This window comes from Nitrococcus mobilis Nb-231 (assembly GCF_000153205.1).
In the GTDB taxonomy this organism is placed as follows: Bacteria; Pseudomonadota; Gammaproteobacteria; order Nitrococcales; family Nitrococcaceae; genus Nitrococcus; species Nitrococcus mobilis.
The window spans coordinates 2,521,321-2,540,883 of record NZ_CH672427.1; the positions used below are offsets into that span (position 1 = coordinate 2,521,321).

General features: G+C 62.1%; 12 protein-coding genes. 10 read left to right on the top strand and 2 right to left on the bottom strand.

What is annotated here, in order from left to right:
* Positions 1-254: 254 nt before the first annotated feature.
* From tagH to NB231_RS16980, 7 genes are read left to right on the top strand one after another with little or no spacing between them, the layout of a single operon-like run.
* Positions 255-1,706: a type VI secretion system-associated FHA domain protein TagH gene (tagH, locus tag NB231_RS11470; RefSeq protein WP_198007292.1), complete on the top strand. Its 1,452-nt coding sequence runs from the start codon at positions 255-257 to the stop codon at positions 1,704-1,706.
* Between the two features lie 35 nt (positions 1,707-1,741).
* Positions 1,742-2,293: a type VI secretion system lipoprotein TssJ gene (tssJ, locus tag NB231_RS16970; RefSeq protein WP_005002936.1), complete on the top strand. Its 552-nt coding sequence runs from the start codon at positions 1,742-1,744 to the stop codon at positions 2,291-2,293.
* An 18-nt stretch (positions 2,294-2,311) separates the two neighbouring features.
* Positions 2,312-3,658, top strand: a complete 1,347-nt coding sequence (tssK, locus tag NB231_RS11480) for a type VI secretion system baseplate subunit TssK (protein ID WP_005002937.1) — start codon at positions 2,312-2,314, stop codon at positions 3,656-3,658.
* Positions 3,655-4,962, top strand: a complete 1,308-nt coding sequence (gene icmH / locus NB231_RS11485) for a type IVB secretion system protein IcmH/DotU (protein ID WP_005002947.1) — start codon at positions 3,655-3,657, stop codon at positions 4,960-4,962. Before tssK ends, icmH begins: the two co-directional genes overlap by 4 nt.
* Complete coding sequence (tssM, locus tag NB231_RS11490) at positions 4,959-8,441, top strand: type VI secretion system membrane subunit TssM (protein WP_050756098.1); 3,483 nt, start codon at positions 4,959-4,961, stop codon at positions 8,439-8,441. The genes icmH and tssM overlap by 4 nt, the downstream gene beginning before the upstream one ends.
* Positions 8,442-8,444: 3 nt before the next feature.
* Entirely contained in the window at positions 8,445-9,953 is a 1,509-nt protein-coding gene (gene tagF / locus NB231_RS16975; protein WP_005002951.1) for a type VI secretion system-associated protein TagF, read from the top strand.
* Between the two features lie 10 nt (positions 9,954-9,963).
* Positions 9,964-11,748: a serine/threonine-protein kinase gene (locus NB231_RS16980; protein WP_198007293.1), complete on the top strand. Its 1,785-nt coding sequence runs from the start codon at positions 9,964-9,966 to the stop codon at positions 11,746-11,748.
* On the opposite strand, the gene NB231_RS11505 is transcribed toward NB231_RS16980, so the two are convergent.
* A complete protein-coding gene (locus NB231_RS11505; protein WP_005002956.1) occupies positions 11,729-12,520 on the bottom strand; it encodes an alpha/beta hydrolase in 792 nt (263 codons plus the stop codon). The genes NB231_RS16980 and NB231_RS11505 overlap by 20 nt on opposite strands.
* A 219-nt stretch (positions 12,521-12,739) precedes the next feature.
* Here NB231_RS11505 and NB231_RS19180 point away from each other — a divergent pair, with 219 nt between their 5' ends.
* The 3 genes from NB231_RS19180 (at position 12,740) to NB231_RS11520 (ending at position 15,756) form a co-directional block, all read left to right on the top strand.
* Positions 12,740-14,383, top strand: a complete 1,644-nt coding sequence (locus NB231_RS19180; RefSeq protein ID WP_005002961.1) for a caspase family protein — start codon at positions 12,740-12,742, stop codon at positions 14,381-14,383.
* A gap of 155 nt (positions 14,384-14,538) precedes the next feature.
* Positions 14,539-15,219: an MFS transporter gene (locus NB231_RS11515; RefSeq protein ID WP_269593438.1), complete on the top strand. Its 681-nt coding sequence runs from the start codon at positions 14,539-14,541 to the stop codon at positions 15,217-15,219.
* A 147-nt stretch (positions 15,220-15,366) separates the two neighbouring features.
* A complete protein-coding gene (locus NB231_RS11520) occupies positions 15,367-15,756 on the top strand; it encodes a VanZ family protein (protein WP_005002965.1) in 390 nt (129 codons plus the stop codon).
* A gap of 77 nt (positions 15,757-15,833) precedes the next feature.
* On the opposite strand, the gene NB231_RS11525 is transcribed toward NB231_RS11520, so the two are convergent.
* Complete coding sequence (locus NB231_RS11525; protein ID WP_005002967.1) at positions 15,834-19,481, bottom strand: hydantoinase B/oxoprolinase family protein; 3,648 nt, start codon at positions 19,479-19,481, stop codon at positions 15,834-15,836.
* Positions 19,482-19,563: the final 82 nt, after the last annotated feature.

The following is a 19,563-nucleotide window of genomic DNA, read 5'->3' on the forward strand; positions in this document are numbered from 1 at the left end:
CGGAGTTCGAATGCATCGGCTGGCGCGATCGGGCTTGCTTCAAGGTTCTTGCGGGGCGGTCGGCGGTATCCCAGGTATCGAGAGCCCTATCACCGTCCACTTACCCACTGAAGCTCCGAGGGTTCATCGGCCGCTTACCAATGCCCGCTACGTCAGTGTACCGTTGTGGCGCCTGTTCCCATGGGTTCGGGAACAGGTTTTCTGGTGCCTCACTCCGGCTTCTCTTAGCCCGGTCGTCGCACCCGGTTTCCGCCATGAAAATCCGAGAGACTGCTATGCAATTGTCGTTGACGGTGATCGGTCCCGAGGCCGAGCGCCTGGGGCAGGACGCCACTAAGTCTTGGGTCGACGCCGGCGGTACCATCGGTCGGTCCGAGAACAACGATTGGATGCTTCCGGATCCTAAACAAGAGATATCGCGCTGTCATGCCCGGATCCGCTTTAGCGGAACCGTTTTCTACTTGGAGGACGCCAGCGCCAATGGTGTATTCCTGAACAATCGCGGCAACCGGCTTGATCCTTTCAGCGCGCACCGGCTTGAGGATGGCGAGCAGATATTCATTGGCGATTATCGGATTGCCGTGGCCATTCGCGATGAGTCGGCCGCCGTCGCGATGCCGGCTTTGGTGCGCACGGCGATTGACGATTCGGATGCGGCGCCGGACCCACTGGAACTGCTCGGCGGTGCCGTGCAGGGGGAGGGCTGCGACGGTGAGTATGCGGAGCCGGTATGCCGGGGTGACTCCTTCCTGCAAGATCATTTTGCACCGCCGGAAGTGCGTTGGGATGAGCTGTCGGCGCCCGAGCCACTTCCCTCCCAGGGCCAAGCGCCGGCGGTAGGACAGGACGCAGCGGGTATTCCGCCGGATTGGTGGAAACAACTGCCGGGCCAGGAGGAAGAAAGATTGCCCCCTGAAAGCGGGCGTGCATCGGCCCTTGGAGCAGCCCCTCCTCCAGAGTCCACTGAGCGGCCGATAGCACCCAGTACAGGCGAGGAGGTCGGCCGGTGTGAACACAACCGCAAAAGCGCACTGAATGCGCCCCCCCAGCCGCCGTATTCCGGGGCGATGCCGCCATCGCAACCGCTCGAGGCGGAGGAGGAAGACGCGCTGAAGGCGCTTCTTGCCGGTGCAGGCGTGGATTCGTCGCATATCACGCCGGAACTTGCCGAAACCCTTGGTCAGCTTCTCCGAATCACGGTTCATGGGTTGATGGATCTCCTGCGCGCACGGATGGAGATCAAGAACCAGTTTCGGATGCCCATGACTTTGATCGAGGCGCACGAGAACAACCCGTTGAAGTTCTCCACCAACGCCGAGGATGCCTTACACAATCTTCTGGTCAAGAAGAACCCCGATTATCTGGGTCCGGTGGCTGCGTTCCGGGCCAGCTTCGAAGATCTGCGTCACCATCAGATGGCCTTGCTTGCCGGTATGCGCAAGGCGTTTTTTGTCATGCTGGACCACTTCGATCCCGAGGAGTTGGAGCGCTTGTTCGACGAGAAACGAGACGGCCGCCCCATCATCGGTAAGATCATGCAGCGGCGAAACTGGGAACTGTACCGCGACCTGTTCGAGGACATCCATAAGGATACGGAGCGTTATTTCAATCGTTTGTTCGGCGACGCCTTCGTGACCGCCTACGAGAAACAGATGGAGGATCTCAAGATGGCTGCGCGTGGTAAGGCGCCGCACCGTCACGATTGAATCAACCACAATGAGAACAAGGCAGGAATAATCCGATGAAGTTGCGGTGCTCTCCCCAGGCGCTGGCGGGCATTTTCTTGGCCGCGGCGATGCTGGGTTGTGCCTCGCAGCCGGTGAGCGAGGCGGAGACCGACGAGGTCGATGGCCGGATTGTGGTTGGCCCGGATTTGAACCCTAATGCCGAGGGACGTCCGTCACCCGTCTTCATGCGAATCTATCAGCTCAGTGATAAAACGGGTTTTGTCGGCGCATCCTTCGCGGAGCTTGCCGACCGCGATCAAGAGGTGTTGGGGGCTGCGCTGCTCAGCCGGGATGAGCTCGAGCTCTGCCCAGTGGAGGCAGCAGAGCGACCGCGCTCGGGGCAAGCCAGTCGCTGCCAGGGGCCGGAGACCGGGATTACACTGAATATACGCGCAGATGCCCGCTACCTGGCTGTGTTGGCCGAGTTCTATCACCTGCACGATCCGTCGGGAAACTGGCGCTCCGTCGCTGAGATACCGGAGGAGGGTTTGCTGAGTTTTTTCGGATCCCGGGAGTTCGTCATTTCCCTGGAGGGATCCACCGTATCGGTCAGCTTCCGAGATTAGTCCATATAAGGATGCCCTATGTCGCGCAACAGTCGGATACTCTGGAGTGAGGGCCTGTTTCTCGAGCCGCAGCACTTCCAGCAGCACGACCGGTTTTTCGAGCGGTATGTCGAGGGCCGAGTGGCAGCGCTCATGCCGCACGCGTGGGGATTCCAGTCGCTGGAACTCGATGCAGATCTGCTCAGCATCGGCAAGCTGGGGCTGCGCTCGGCCCGCGGTGTATTCCCCGATGGGACTCCCTTTGCGGTCCCCGACGATGATCCGCTTCCCCCGCCTCTGGAGCTGGACGAGTCGATCCATGACCGGACAGTCTACCTGGTATTGCCGCTGCGCGCGGACGGCGCGGTGGAGGTTCAGCGCGGTACCGGCGGCAACGGGCTGTACCGCTACCGGGCCGAGGACGTGGAGGTTCGAGACAATGTCTTGGACAGCACCGCGTCCACTCTCGTCGAGGTAGGTTGGCTCAACACCCGTCTAGCCCTGGAAGGCGAAGCGCTCGACGAGTATGTGCGCATACCGCTGGCGCGAGTTATCGAGTGTCGAGCGGACAGGCAAGTGATTCTCGATGATGCGTTCATCCCCACCGTGACCCGGGCGGGTGCCGCGCGTCGCCTGCAGGGTTTCGTTACCGAGCTCCGAGGGTTGCTGTATCAACGTGCGGACTTCCTGGCGGAGCGGGTGACGGTGAGTGGTCATGGTGGAGCCGGGGAGATCACGGATTTCCTGATGCTCCAGGTGGTGAACCGTTATGCACCTGTCGTTAGTCACTTGGCGGAATTCCTTCACGTGCACCCGGAGCAGCTGTTCACCTTGATGCTGGCGATTGCCGGAGAGTTGGCCACTCTGACCACCGAATCCCGCCGGCCGCCTGAGTTCAAGGTCTACCGCCATGAGAACCTGGCCCACTCCTTCGAGCCCGTGTTCGATACGTTACGGGCGGAGTTTCGAACTGTGCGCGAGTCACCGGCCGTCTCCATTCCGCTCGAGGCTACCGGTCGGCACGGCATCTGCGTGGCCCGTGTCGAGGATCTTGCACTGTTCGAGTCAGCGAACTTCGTGCTTGCCGTCGGCGCGAGCGTGCCGACTGAGGAGCTGAGATCGCGTTTCCCGCTGCAGGTCAAGGCCGGACCGGTGGAGCGGATTGCCGAGCTGGTCAACAATAACTTGCCCGGTATCGAGCTCTTGCCGGTTCCAGTGGCGCCGAGGCAAATCCCCTTCTATACGAACTGTATCTACTTCGAGTTCAGCCGCCGCGGACCCCTGTGGCAGCAGCTGGCAACGTCTGGTGGCCTTGCAGTCCACGTTGCCGGGCAGTTCGCCGACCTCAAGATGGATCTGTGGGCAATCCGAGGTCAGAAGCGATGAGTGGCGATGGCCATCCGCCGAGCGGCGATCGCACCGTCATCCGCCCGAATCCAGGTGGCCGGCGGTTAGCACCTCGGCATCAGGAGCCATCGGCGCCGCCTTCCGCGGTTTCATCCGTTGGCGCGGAAGAGCTGGGGAGATTCGCCCAACTCGGGCTCAATCCGCTGGCGGAGGCGGCCACGCCGCTGCTTGTACTGGCGGCGAACTTGCGCGGCAGTGCACGGCATGCTGATGTAGCCAACCTACATACTCAAGTGACTCGCCAGCTCAACGAGTTCGAGAAGCAGGCGGAACAGGGGGGGATGCCGTTAGAGCAAGTATTGGCGGCGCGTTATGCGCTGTGCACGTTCATCGACGAAGCCGTGATGAACACTCCGTGGGGCAGCCAGAGCCTCTGGGCCGGCAAGCCTTTGCTGCTGTTGTTCCACAAAGACACGGGCGGCGGTGAGAAATTCTTCCAGATGGTAGAGCGCGTGCTCGTCGATCGTGAGCCGAAACGCGATCTCATCGAGCTCTTTTACGTCTGCCTGGCGTTGGGCTTCGAGGGCAAGTATCGCATATCCGATGGGGGACGGACTGCGCTGGCCGAGACTCGTGAACGCTTGTACGCGCGGATCCGTACCTGGCGCGAGACGCCCGCGTGTGAGCTCTCCCCTAGGTGGCGCGGCATTGAAGATAGGCGCTACCGTCTGGTACGGACGCTGCCGGCGTGGGTTTTCCTGTCGGTGGCCGGCGCCGTCTCGATTGGCGCGTTCCTCACCTTCCATACGCTGCTCAACGATGCCTCGGCGCCGATCATGGCGCAGCTCAACGAGATCAAGCAGGCTACGTTCGAATCGCCTATAGGGCCGAGCGTGGTTGGCGGACCGCAATTACCCGAGCTGCTTGCGGGCGCGTTTCCGGGAAGGCTTCAAGTGGAAACAAAGGAGGATGGAACCACTCAACTCACATTGCTAGGGGAGGTGTTCCGCTCCGGCAGCGCTGAGCTCAGCGCCGCTTACGCTCCGGTGCTGGATAAGGTGGCCGGCGCGTTGAAGCAGGTACCCGGCCGCGTACTGGTGGTCGGGCATACCGACGACGTGCCGATACGCTCATTGCGGTTCAAAGACAACTATGAACTCTCTCGGCAACGGGCTCTCAACGCCGCTGAGCGACTGAAGGAGCGGCTCGATGATCCGGGGCGGGTAAGTTACCTTGGGGTCGGACCCGATCAACCACGGTATCGGCCCGTGGATACGCCCGAAAACCGCGCCCGTAACCGCCGCATAGAGATCATCCACCGATCGGAGGAGGCACGGCCGTGAGGCGAGTGCTCGCAGTGTTCAGACAGGCTTGGTTGCTGAGCGTGATCGGGCTGATCGTGCTGTCTCTGCTGATCTGGTTTTTTGGTCCCTATCTTGCCTTTGCCGAACTCAGGCCGCTCGCCGGAGTGGTAGGTCGCAGCGTCGCCATCGTTCTCGTATTCGCGATCTGGGGATCGTTTACATTGCTCCGCTATCGGCGTGCCCGCCGGGCGAGCGCGAGCCTGCGCGCCGAGCTCGTAGGGCAGGCTGACTTCGACATGGATGCTGCTGCCGAAGAGCTGCGAAGGCGATTCGAGGAGGCGATCGCCTTTCTGCGCCGGTCCAAGGGTGCCGGAGACCTCTATCGGCTGCCTTGGTATGTGATCATAGGACCGCCGGGTTCCGGGAAAACCACTGCACTGGTCAACTCCGGCCTTAACTTTCCACTCGCTCAGAAGTTAGGCAAGGAGGCACTGCGTGGGGTGGGCGGTACCCGGAACTGCGACTGGTGGTTCACCGATGAGGCCGTGCTGCTGGATACGGCCGGCCGCTATGTGACTCAGGATACGGAACCGTCCGCAGACAACGCCGAGTGGAGCCAGTTTCTGCAGCTGCTTGCGCGCTACCGCAAGCGCCGACCCATCAACGGCGTGTTGGTAACGTTGAGCGCAACGGATCTGCTGCTCTTGTCGCCAGATGGACGTAAGGCACACGTCCTGGCAGTCCGCCGGCGGCTGGATGAGCTGCAGCGGCAGTTGCGGATCCGGTTCCCCGTCTACTTCGTGGTAACCAAGTGCGATCTCGTGGCGGGTTTCGTCGAGTTTTTCGATGATCTTGACTACGAGGGTCGCGCTCAGGTTTGGGGGATCACCTTTCCGGAGCCCGGCCGGAGCGCGGCCCCGGTGTCCGACCTGTTCGCCGTGGAATACGACGGGCTCGTGACTCGACTGAACGAGCGAGTATTGAGCCGCCTCGATCAGGAGCGTGAAGCGCAGCGTCGTACAGTGTTGTTCGGTTTCCCGCAGCGCATGGCCAGTTTGAAAGGGACTCTTAGCGAATTCATCGGGGAAACGTTCGAGGCTAGCGGCTTCGATCGCCCCGTCATGCTGCGTGGTGTGTATTTTACCAGTGGCACTCAGGAGGGGATCCCCATCGATCGCATGATGGGGACGCTGGCGAATACCTTTGGGATCGATGCCGCTATGGCGGTTCCGGCATCTCGCGGCCAGGGACGGAGCTACTTCTTGCAGCGTCTGCTCAAGAGCGTGATCTTTCCCGAGTCCGGACTTGCCGGCGTTAACTGGCGCTTGGAGGTCGGGCGCGCCATCGTACAGAACGTCTCCTACATCGCAGTTCTCGGTCTTGCCGCCTTACTGGTTGCCGGTTGGTTTACCAGCTACCGATACAATCGGGACTACCTCGACGACGTGCGCCAGACCTTGAAGGTGCATAAGGAGCAGGCCAGCCGACCTGTGCCGAGGAAGGCTGGCTCGGAGGACGTGCTGCTGCGGCTGGACGCGCTGAGCGAGGTGGCGGCGGAAGCGAACCGCTACCGTGATGAGCTTCCCTTGCTGATGGGCCTGGGTTTGTACCGTGGAGATACGGTGGGTGAGTCTGCGCTCGACGCCTACCATCAAGGCCTGCATGCGCTTTTGTTGCCGCGCGTGGTGCTGAATCTGAAAGAGCGCATCCGCGGTTCGACACGCAGCCCGAAACGCCTCTACGGCTATCTCAAGGCCTATCTCATGCTGGCCGACCCAGCGCACATGAATGAGCAAGAGCTCGGCGCGATTGTCCGGACGGACCTGATGCAGCTGTTCGATGACAGCCCGGCCTTGGGGGAGGCGCTGGCCGCGCATTTCGAGAGCCTGCTGGGGCAGGATGAACCCGTGCATATTGCCCAAGTGGATCAGCAGCTGGTCGCTCAGGCCCGAGCGGCGCTGAAGCAAGCCTCCATCCCGGGGTTGATGCTCGCTGTCTTAAAGACGCGCTATGGTGTGGATCACCCCAAGGCTCTGCGGTTGGATCTGAAGGCTGGTCTCGGCAGCGAGCAAATCTTTCGACGCGCCGGCGGCGTCCCCTGGTCCGACCCTGTACCCGCGCTCTATACCCATGGCGGTTTCGAAGAGATTACGGGCGGCGTAGACGAGCAGCTGGTCACGGGATTCTTGAGCGATGACTGGGTCCTCGGTGGGGGGGGGCTACCGAGCGGGCCAACAGCCCGGTTTCGCCTCGCCGCCGACTTTCTCCGCGAGTACGAGCAGGAATATATCGCCTACTGGGACTCCCTGCTCAAGGATCTGGAGATTGTGCCGCTGGTGAGCGTGCAGCAGGCCAAGGCGGTGCTGTCCACTATCAGCGGGCCGACTTCGCCTCTTAAGCAGCTGCTGCAGACCATCGATGCCCAAACCCATTTCCCGGAGCCGCAGCCGAAAAAGGCCGAGCAGGGGGGAAGGTTCAGTCGTTTGCTTGGAATGGCCGAGCAAGCCCGAGCGAGCGTGGCGCGCCCGCGTCCCGGCAAGCGAATATCACAGCACTTTCAGTCGTTGCATCGTCTAGTAGCCGTAGGTGACGGGGGCGCTCCGCCCATCGATCAGATCATTGGTGTCCTAGGCGAGCTGTATACCCAGTTGGACGCCATGGGGAGCGGTGTCGGTAATAAAGATCCGCTGGTCATACTCAGCCGTTCGGGAGGCCAGGATGCGCTGCGCCGGCTGCGAATGGAGGCGCAGCGCCAACCGGAGCCGTTGGGGCGTCTGCTCAGCCAGTTGGCGGGCAAAGGACAGCAGATGGCCCTGCATAGTCTGCGCAGCGAGCTTAATCAAGCGTACCGCAATAACGTGTTACCCGAGTGTCGTGAGCTTGTGGAGGAGCGGTATCCATTTGACGAGAGCAGTAGCGTGGATATTCCGCTCAGCGACTTCGGTCGTTTGTTTGGTCCCAGTGGTGTATTCGAGACGTTTTTTACCGAGCATCTTGCACCGTTGGTCGATACCTCCAGGCAACGGTGGCGGTGGCGCAATGGGGTCCGGCTCGGCATGCCTGACTCTGTATTAGTGCAATTCCGTCGGGCGCGCGAGATCCGCAATGTGTTCTTCGCCGCTGGCAAAGAGGCGCCTTCGCTGGGCTTCAGCCTGACACCGCAATACCTGGACGCGCGGGTACGTCGCTTCACACTGAATGTCGATGGCGCGTCGCTGGTCTACCGTCATGGTCCACCTCGCCCGCTGCGCGTTCAGTGGCCGGGTGAGAAGGAGGGCCGGGTGATCGCCGAGTTCGAGGACCGTAGCGGACATCGCCCCAGTGCGCTGTTCGAGGGGCCGTGGGCATGGTTCCGGGCCCTGCAGAGCGCGAGCGTTTCCCGGCAGTCGGATGTGAGCTATCTCGCCATGTTCGCTGCAGGGGGCTACGATGCCCGTCTGCGAGTTGAGTTCGAGAGCATGCGCAACCCGTTGCGCTTCCGGGACTGGGCGCGGTTCCACTGCCCGGGGAGTCTGTGAGGCATGGTTGGGGTAGGCGCGCTCGGTTTCTATGGCAAGCTCCCCAGCCATGGGGACTTTGTTCGTCGGCGCGTGCCGCATGAGTTCCTGACTGTGTGGGACGCTTGGTTGCAGCGGGTACTGCATGCCAGTCGCCAGCGCCTGAATGACCAATGGCTGGCAACTTACCTTACCAGTCCCATCTGGCGTTTCGCCATCGATCCTCCCGTGTGTGGCCGTTTGGCGTATACGGGCATTCTGATGCCCAGTGTCGATGCCATAGGCCGATATTTCCCCCTCTCTTTCGTAATGCCGTTACCTGTTGGGATGAGCCTGCCGAATCTGGCGGTAGAGAACGCAGACTGGTTTGCCCAGATGGAAAGACTGGCGTTGAGCGTCCTGGAGCAGGACGTCGAGTTCAGGCTCGATGACTTTGATCGGCAGGTTGCGGCGCTGGGGCGGGAGTTCATGCCGCGCACTCTCCTGCAGGACGAGTGGCAGCCGCCGCCTGGCAGAGGTGAGCCCCTGTGTTTCGATATTGGCGGTATGAGCGAGATGCCGTTCTCCATGCTCAGTGTGCTTCATGGGCAGCTGTCGCGCGAGCGCGGCGGCTACAGTCTTTGGTGGTCAGAGGGATCAGAGCGAATCGGCCCTTGCTGGTTTATCTATAGCGGTTTGCCGGATGGCGAGCGGTTCGTGGCTGCGTTGGACGGTGCGTGGGGTCAGCACGACTGGCGCAGGCAGAAAATTCGGTGGAATAACCTGGCTTCAGTACCGGAAGCAAGCCCGTCGCTGCAGCCTCTGTCCTACCGTTCCAGTGTGCGAACGCACCCAGGTAACGTGCGAACCGTCAATGAGGATGCCTTCTTGGAGCGAGCGGATTACGGAATCTGGGCGGTCGCCGACGGTGTAGGTGGTCAGGCGGCTGGAACGCAGGCCAGTCGCATGGTAGTCGATGGTCTTCGCGCCGTAGAAGGTGGCGGCGAGCTACAAGATCGGGTGAACGGAGTCCGGAAGAGCTTGCTCCGGGTCAATGAGCGCCTAGTGTATCTGGGCGAGCGACCTGTGGACTCCGTGCAGAGTGCGAGTACGGTGGCTGCACTGGTGACGGGGTTGGCCGGCTGTTGCTATGTATGGGCCGGCGATAGCCGGATTTATCGATTGCGGGGAGGTCGGCTTCTCCGCTGCACCCGCGACCATAGCTTGGTTCAGACCTTGGTGGACGAGGGCAGAGTGGCAGATGATGACGCCTTGAAGCACCCGCAGGCGAATGTGATAACGCGAGCGATCGGTGCGAGTGGCGATCTCGTGCTAGAAGTGGCGTATGCCGATCTGATGCCAGGCGACCGGTTTCTTCTCTGCTCGGATGGCGTGCATAGTAATGCCACCGACAGTGAGCTGGAGCAGTTGCTCTCGCGAGGCGACTGCGAAGGAGCCTGCGAGCGCGTTATGGCGCTGGTGTTGTCACGGGAGGCGAGGGATAACCTCACCGCCGTGGTGGTGGATGTAGATGAGGCGCTGCATGGCGGATGAGCGGAGGGCTGTGACTGATGATACGGGCGCCATCGAGGCGTTGCGCCGCGCGTTGCAGCGCTACGTTGGATGGGGCGACGGGTGGGAGGAGGTGTTCAGCTGCCTGGAAACGGCGGCGCGACGCCAGGGACGTTCGCCCGCCGCGATTCTAATCGGCTGGGATGGACCACCACGGCTCGACGAAGAGCAGCGCCGCTGGCTGCTGGAAGCGCTGTCCCGTTACGCTGCGGATGCCACTGTGGTCGAGGCGACGGCCGCACCACCGGCATCGGATACATCTGTTACCCGAATTGCGTCGAAATCCGCAGCGCATGCCGCCGCTGACCCGGACCGGACCCGCTCTTCCTCCAGCGAGATAACTTCCCGAAGCCTCCCGGTGGGCTCGACGCCCTCGCCTCCTGCACCGACCATGGGAGCGGGGACAGGTGGCGGCGAGCGCACTTGGGCCTATCCCGCAGACTGGCGGGATACGCGATCGGGCGAGCTCGGCCCGGGCTCGATGCTCAAGCAGCGCTTTGTGCTGGAGGAGCTGATCGGCCATGGTGGTATGGGTGCGGTCTATCGGGCGCGGGACCTGCGCAAGGTGGAGGCCGAGGATCGCGATCCTTTTGTGGCGCTCAAGCTGTTGAACGATGAGTTCCGGGATCATCCCGACGCTTTAGTTGCCCTGCAGCGGGAAGCCAAGAAAGCTCAAACGCTGGCGCACCCCAACATTAGCACCGTCTACGACTTTGATCGCGACGGCGCGACCGTTTTCCTCAGCATGGAATTCTTGCAGGGCGCGGCGCTGGACCGCGTTATCCGCGAACGCGCCGCGTTCGGCCTACCGCAGAAGGAGGCGCTGCGCCTGACCGACCGTATGGCACGCGGACTCGCTTACGCCCACCAGGAAGGATTCGTCCACTCGGATTTCAAGCCGGGCAATGTATTCCTCACTAAAGAGGGAAACATCAAGATCCTTGACTTTGGTATTGCTCGTGCGGCCAATGTGCCTTCGGGCGATGGGGATCAGACCCGTTTCGACCCGGCGACGATCGGTGCCATTACCCCAGCCTACGCCAGCCCGCAGATGCATGCCGGCGAGCCGCCGGAGCCGGCCGACGACGTCTATGCGCTGGCCTGTGTCGCCTATGAGCTTTTGACCGGCCGGCATCCGTTTCTGGATTCCTCCGGGCGCAAGATCTCGGCTGATGAGGCGATGCACCAAGGGCTGCAGCCGGCCCCGATCCGAGGCGTTTCCAAGCGCGTCAACCGGGCGATCGCCAGAGGGCTCGCCTTCGAGCGAGCCGCGCGCTTTGTCAATGCGGGGGCCTTTTTGGATGCCGTTAAGGAGCCGCGCAGACTTCGCCGCTTTATCGTGCCCGTTATAGGGCTGCTCGTGTTGCTGGTGGCCGTGTCGGGGTGGATCATCATCCACGAGAGCAGTGTGTTCCTATCGCTCAACGACTTGCCGCCGGCGCTTGGAGAATCTCGGGCGCTGATTCTCCAAGGCAACGAATACATGAAGCTTGGTGAGGTCGCTCAAGCGCATAAGGCCTACGCTCAGGCGTGGGATAGCGCGGATGTGCGCGACGATGTGAGTGCGCGAGCGCGCTCGCGACTCAAAGTCATCGTGGACCGTCGGGTGGACGAGGTGATCGGTTACTACCTTCAGCAGGCTCAGCGGGAGGATACAGACACGTTTACGCTTGAAGTGCTGCGTTTGGCCCTGGAGTCGCTGCAGCGTGGTGAGCTGGGCATGAGAAGGCAGGACATAGAACGCGCGCTACAGCAGATCAACGCCCGACTCGAATGAGCGCGAGGCGCAGCTCGGCCAGGATCTGCGGCCAAATTTGCTCCCAGCAGCACCGGTGATTGAACTCCGTGAAGACGCGAATCTCGGCGGCCGACTCTCTCCTAATGCCGGCCCGAGTAACCGCTGCGGGAACAATGTGATCGTGACCGCCGACTAGATGCCACTGCAGTATCGTCGATGGCAGCGGGAGCAGCGTTGTGGGGTCTAACGAGCGGGTAAGGGGAAGGTATTGGTGGTGGGCGGTCCACCGTCGATGGTCGAGGTTGGCTGCGATAGTGACCAAGGCAAGTACATCATCGCGACGCTGAGCCACGAGTCGGGCAAGGGTACCGCCGCCGCTGTAGCCGATAAGTACCAGCTTGTTTGCTCCAAGGCGGGTGCGGGCGGTGTCCAGCCCGCGGCTCATCGCCTCTACGACCTGATCGGAATAGCGGCCGTAGGTCCATAGCGCCGGATCGCATACCTCCGGCATGGTCTCGTGTCCGTAGCAAGGTCGGTTCAGTTGCAAGCTTGGCGCAGGATCGAGTGCCATCAGCCGCAAGGCCAGCGCGTGCCGTGGACTGGGATCGGCCGCCGGGTATCGGCCCTGCATCCATGGCGTTCCATCGCCGCTGAAGTAGACGTGAAGGGGTTGTTCGTCGGCATCGTGCCGGAGGGCGAGATAAACGATGAGCTTGTAACGGCCTGTATCGATGGCCGCAAGGGAAAACCCGTGAGCCTCAGCGGTCTCTGAGAGCCGAGCGCCTGGAGTGGCGCAGCCGGTTACCAGCATTATACTGAACCAAAAGAAGGCAAGATAGGATCCGCAGAGGCGGGGGTAGATCCCTGCAGGCTTGATAATGATTCGTGGCTCTGTGCGTCGCCGTCCTAGCATTTTGAACCGCTGTTGGGAGGTTCTTTTGCTAAAAAGATACTAGCTCAGCCGGAAGGAAACAGGCAGGCAGCCGTGAGACTATTTTCATTCATTTCTCCCAAGAGTCTGATTTGGCCCATGGCTCGTTCCGGAGGCTGGGGGAGTGCTCTGGCGCTGATCGTGCTGATCGGTGGTTGCGCCGCCGGTGGCCCCGATTGGAGGAGTGCTGGCGAGGCGGCACGAGAGGGATCCGCGTCGGTGGACGACCTCCAAATTGTCGACTGTCTGCTGCCGGGGCAAGTGCGTAAGCTGGGCAAGATGACCTACCTGACAGCCCGCCGGCCGGTGCGCACAACGGCGGTGGATTGCCGGATCCGTGGCGGCGAGTACGTTGCCTATGACCGAGCGGATTACCGCTCGGCGCTGAATGTTTGGCTGGAGCGTGCCGAGGCGGGCGAGGCTGAGGCGCAGAACTATGTTGGCGAGATCTTCGAAAAGGGTTTGGGACGTGAGTCTGACTACGTATCGGCGGCGCAGTGGTACCGCAAGGCGGCTGAGCAGGACTATACACGAGCCCAAATCAATTTGGGCTACCTCTATGAGAAAGGGCTTGGGGTCGAGCGAAAGATCGCCACTGCTCTGAATTGGTACCGGCGCGCCTCCGGACTCTCCGGCGACAAGCTTGTCTACAATTCAGAACTTGAGAAGGCAGTAGCGGAGCAGCGCAAGGAGCTCCAGGCAAAGATCGAAGAGGCACAACAGCAGGCAGAGGTGCTGAATAGACAGCTCCAACGCCTGACGGAGGACCGAATAGCACTGCAGCGACAAGGGGAGTCCGCAGCGGTCCAGTTGGCTGCCGCCCAGCAGCAGATTAAGACACTAAAGCAGCTCTATGCCCGTGCCCGCAGGGAGCGCCAAGACTCTGAGAAACAGCTTTCATCGTTCCCGAAGGCGCGCTCGAACGTCGTTCCCCGTCCGAGTCGGCAGCCCCGTGTGGAGCAGGATACGCGGATACTGCACGACATCAATTTCGGTCGCTACTACGCGCTGATCATTGGCAATCAGGACTATCTGTACCTTGAGGATCTGGACTCGCCCATGGCCGACGCAAGGCGTATGCAGCAGATCCTGGAGCAGCGCTACGGTTTTAGTACCTTTCTGCTGCCAAATGCGGACGAGAAGCAGATTCTCAATGCCCTCAACGACCTATACGACCAACTAGGGCCGCAGGACAATCTACTGATCTATTACGCGGGCCACGGTAATCTGAGCGAACGTGACGAAGGCCGTCGGCGCCGTGGCTACTGGCTGCCCGTAAACGCCCAACCCAACCGATTTGCGAACTGGATCAACAACTCCGTCGTCAGCGACCACCTTGATCGCATACGGGCTCGCTCGATCATCGTGGTGGCTGACTCATGCTACGCTGGGACCATGGCGTCCGAGCGCAGCCCCTTACTTCTCGGCAGTGCTCAGGCTCAGCTTTCCGAGGAGGGGATCAGGCAGGGTATAGCGCGTCGCTCCCGCATGGTGATTTCCTCCGGCGGCGTGCAACCGGTGCTCGATACTCTGGACGGGCAGCATTCCCTGTTCGCCCGGTCCTTGATCGGTGTGCTCAAGTCCAACGATCAGATTCTGCGGGACAATATGTTATTCGCTCGGGTGGCGGTCAACGTGCGGCGTCGAGCTCAGGCGAACGGCGTTGAGCAAACCCCGGAGATGCGCCCAATTCGGGCCGCCGGTCATGAAGGCGGTGACTTTTTTTTCGTTCCAGCGCGATAGCCGAGGTTACCGCCTGCTTTACTGCGTCGGTGCGCGGCTAGGCAAGATTCTTGATGCTACAGTTGCAAATAATCATCGTCGATATGTCCAAGCCCTTATTGGATTGAACCCTGCAGTTTGGCCGGTGCGTTGGCCTCAGGGGTGATCATCGGCGCATTTCTCGGCATGGAGCCAGTGTTCGCAAGGACAGCGGCTTTTCCAGTCTGGAAATAGCGCTGTTCATGGCGCTGACGCTCTCCGGCGGTTTTTTGTTGCAGTGGCCTATCGGTCTGCTCTCGGACCGCTATAGCCGGCACAGCGTGCTCCCGGTGATCGCGTTATGCGTCGCCGCGCTCAGTGTGTCCATTACCTTTATTACGGGCCGCAGCACCGGTGCGGTCATTGCATTGGCTGTGCTCTGGGGCGCGTTTTCATTCACGCTCTACCCGCTCTCGGTTGCCCTGGTCAATGATTACGTGGACTCCTCTCAGTTCGTGCAGGTCAGTGCCGGCCTACTATTGGCCAGTTCTCTGGGCATGATCGCCGGCAGCTTGGTGGCGCTTGGGCAGCTCATGGCAGTTATGGGTGCCGGCGGGCTGTTTTGGACCGTGGTTGCGACCTCTTTCGGCCTGGCTTATTTACCGGGCTACGTCGGCGTAGGCAAAGGCCAAGAGGGCCCGCTGAACCCTCGCCCTATCAGGTTCTGCCGCGCAACTCTCCCTATGCCTCGACTTTGGATCCGCGTGGCGATGCGGTGTACAACTGGAACTGGGTTTCGAAGACCCGTAAACGCCGGTGCCGAATTCCGACACGCAGGTGAGGCCGGCTCGGTCGAAAGTGGCGGCGTTGGAAAATAGAGCAAGCTCCGCGTGGTGCGCGCGGCTCGCTCGCACAGAGTGGCACACTGGGCTCGCCTGCGGGGGCTCGGCCTGGAGGCGACTTGGCGTTGGCCGGTATTCAGCTTAGGATGCCATGCACCAGAGGCCGCAAGCGGAGGAGAATCGGTGCGTGCATTGCGCTTTACGCGGTTTTGGCAGGCCACCGCATGGCTGCTGCTGGCGGCGGTGGTGCTCATGTCCTTGATTCCCGGGCCGCCTAGCCCGCCGGTTCTGACCTGGGATAAATCCCAGCACGCCTTCTCCTGGGGTTTGCTTGCCTGGTGGTTTCTGCAAGCCTGGGAGGGGCGCCGTCCTGTGGGTTGGTGCCTGTTCCTGCTCGCGGCGGCGGCATTGGTGGAGCTGCTGCAAGGGACAACCGGTTACCGAGTCGCCGACTCGCTCGATATGCTCGCCAATACCGTGGGTTTGGTGATTGGCTTGATGCTCTGGTACACGCCAATAGGCGGTACTTTTCACTGGATGGAGCACTGGGTATTCGGGCGGCCCTACCAATGAACCGGTCGCTACCTGCGGAACCGCCGCGCCTTACGGAGGCTCCATAAGCGCCAAATAGGGTGGCCCATCAAGCGGGCTCACGGTTTCGAGTCAGTCGGCTCCCTAGGAGGTGGCGGACCATAACCGCCACCCCCCGGCGTTTCGATGACCACCACGTCACCGGGGCCGACGGTTCGGCTGTCGGCCCCGGCCAGGGGCTCCAACCGACCATCGGCGTGTTCGAGCCATTGCCGGCCGCACGCACCGGGCTCGCCCCCGGCAAGTCCGGGTGGCCCCCGGCGGCGGTGATTTGCGAGCACAGCGGCCGTCATCGGCTCCAGAAAACGAATGCGGCGTACGACGCCGTCGCCGCCGGGCCAGCGCCCCTGACCGCCGGAGCCCCGTCGGATGGCGAACGCTTCGAGTCGGACCGGGAAGCGCCACTCCAGCACCTCGGGGTCGGTGAGCCGGCTGTTGGTCATGTGCGAGTGTACGGCACTGGCTCCGGCGAAGCCGGGCCCGGCGCCGGTGCCGCCGCACAAGGTCTCGTAGTATTGATAGCGCTCGTTGCCAAAGGTGAAATTGTTCATGGTGCCTTGCGAAGCCGCCTGCTGTCCCAGTGCGAGGTAGAGTGTGTTGGTGACCACTTGACTGGTCTCGACGTTACCGGCCACCACGGCGGCGGGGTAGCGTGGATTGAGCATCGAAGCCTCGGGTACGATGAGCTCGATCGGCTTTAGGCAGCCGTCGTTGAGCGGGATAACGTCATCGATCAGGGTGCGCAGCACGTAGAGCACGGCCGCGCGGGTGACCGCTTTGGGCGCGTTGAAGTTGCCCCCCTGCTCGGGACTGGTGCCGGTGAAATCGATCGTTGCGGTGCGCGCATCACGCTGTACCGTAATTTTCACGCGCACCTTGGCACCGTTATCGAGCACCTGCTCGTATTCCCCGTCGGTGAGCGTGTCGAGCACGCGGCGGACCTGTTCCTCGGCATTATCCTGCACGTGGCGCATATAGGCATGCACGACATCGAGACCGAACTGCTCGACCATGCGTCGCAGTTCCTGCACGCCCTTTTCATTGGCCGCGATCTGCGCCCTTAGATCACTTAAATTCTGCTCGAGGTTGCGCGTCGGGTAGGAGCCGGTCGTGAACAGCGCCCGGACCGCTTGCTCGCGCAACTCGCCGGCTGCCACCAGGTGGAAGTTGTCGATCAGCACCCCTTCTTGCTCGATGCGGGTGCTATGCGGCGGCATGGATCCCGGTGAGATGCCGCCCACATCGGCATGATGGGCCCGGCTGGCGATGTAAAATAGGATTTGCTCGCCGGTGGTCGCGAACACGGGGGTGACCACCGTGATATCGGGCAGGTGCGTGCCGCCGTGATACGGATCGTTGAGCATGAACACGTCGCCGCGGTGGACGGTGCCGGCCCGTCGTTCGACGATGGCGCGTACGCTCTCGCCCATGGAGCCCAAATGCACCGGCAGATGAGGGGCATTGGCGATGAGGTTCGCTGCCGGATCGAACAGTGCGCAGGAGAAATCGAGCCGCTCCTTGATGTTGGCCGAAGAGGCAGTCTTGCGCAGCATGACCCCCATCTGTTCGGCCACGGACATGAACAGATTATTGAACACCTCTAACATCACCGGGTCCACAGCCGTGGCGATGCCGGTATGGTTCGGCAGCGGAATGATGCGCTCCAGGATGAGGTGATTCTTACGAGTCACTCGGGCTTGCCAGCCTGGTTCGACCACGATGGTCGATACCGGGTCACGGATGATGGCCGCCCCGGTCAGGACGTCACCGGGACGCAGCTGCTCGCGATCGAACAGCGGGCTTTGTCGGTAGCGGCCCGCCTGCCAGAGATCAACCTCGGCAAGCGCTTGCGGCTTACTCACACTGCGCTCGGCGCGCTCCGGCTCATCACGGACGCTTTCACTGGCCGCGACGATCTCGACACTTGCGGCGGCCACGATCAGGGCCTTGTTCGGCAGCAGGAAGCCGAATTCGCGGCGGTGTTCGGCCGCGGCGCTGGCCGCGACGCACGCCGCATCGGCGAAGGGTACTTCGAGCGTAGTGTCGCTGCCTTCGTACTTGACCCGCAGCTTGCGGACCTCGCGCATGTGCATCCGCTGGCAGTCCTGGGCCTCGAGTTCACGCCGGGCGTTCTCGGCGAGTTCCTGCAGCGCTGGCTCGAGTCGGGCGATCAACTCGGCACTGAGAGCGGTATCCACCGGTTTTTCGCGTAGGCTGCTAAGGTCGGCTAGCCCCATACCGTAGGCGGAGAGCACGCCGGCCAAGGGATGGATGAGCACCCGTTCGATGCCAAGCGCATCCGCCACCAAGCAGGCGTGCTGCCCGCCTGCGCCACCGAAGCAGTTGAGTGTGTAACGCGTGACATCACGCCCGCGCTGCACCGTGATTTGCTTGATGGCATTGGCCATATTCTCCACCGCAATCTTCAGGAAGCCATCGGCCACTTCGGCGGGCGTGCGCGTATCGCCGGTGGCCTGGGTTATTTCCTCGGCGAGGGCCGTGAAGCGCGTGTGTACTACGGCGCCGTCCAGCGGCTCGTCGGCCTCGGGGCCGAACAAGTGGGGAAAGAACGCCGGCTGTAACTTGCCCAGCATCACGTTGCAATCGGTCACCGTGAGCGGGCCGTTACGGCGATAGCAGGCGGGGCCCGGGTTGGCTCCGGCCGAGTCGGGCCCCACCCGATAGCGGCTGCCGTCAAAGTGCAGGATGGAGCCTCCGCCCGCCGCCACCGTATGGATCAGCAGCATCGGCACGCGCAGGCGCACGCCGGCGATGAGGGCCTCATGGCTGCGTTCGAGCTCACCGGCGTAATGACAGACATCGGTGGAGGTGCCGCCCATGTCGAAGCCGATGATGCGCTCACAACCAGCCATCTGCCCGGTGCGGGCGCAGCCGACCACACCACCGGCGGGACCGGAGAAAATCGCGTCCTTGCCCGCGAAATGGCGGGCGCCGGTCAAGCCGCCATCGGATTTCATAAACAGCAGCTGGGCCTCGCCGAGCGCGGCGGCCATGCGTTCGGCATAACGGCGCAGGAGGGGGGAGAGGTAGGCGTCGACCACGGTGGTATCGCCGCGGCCTACCAGCTGCATCAGCGGGCTGACCCGATGCGAGATGGAGACTTGGGTGAAGCCGACCTCGCGAGCGATCTCCGCCACGTGCTGCTCGTGGTCCGGATAGCGGTAGCCGTGGACCAGACAGATCGCACAGGCGCGCAGGCCGGTCTCGAAGGCTGCGCGCAGATCCTGCCGCACGGCTTGCGGGTTCAACGTCTGCAGTACCTCGCCACTTGCCGAGAGTCGTTCGTCCACCTCGATTACCCGCTCATAGAGGGGCTGCGGTAGTTCGATGCGGCGGGCGAAGATATCGGGCCGGGTTTGATAGCCGATTTGCAAGGCATCGCGAAAGCCACGGGTGGTAACGAGCAGTGCGCGCTCGCCTTTACGCTCGAGCAGCGCATTGGTAGCCACCGTGGTGCCCATTTTGACGTGCTGCAGATGCTGAGCCGGTAGCCCCGCCTGCGGGGGCAGGCCGAGCACCACACGTATGCCCTGCAACGCGGCGTCCTGGTAGTGCTCGGGATTATCGGAGAGGAGTTTGTGCGTGACCAATGTGCCGTCGGGGCGTTGGGCGATGACATCGGTGAAGGTCCCGCCGCGGTCGATCCAAAATCGCCAGCGGCCAGGTTGCTCGTTCGTACCGTTCATTGGATGGCACCTTCTTGAGACATGTGCTCTGGGTGGGCGCTAAGCGGAGCTGAATTTCCCCTGAACCGATTGCTCGATATGA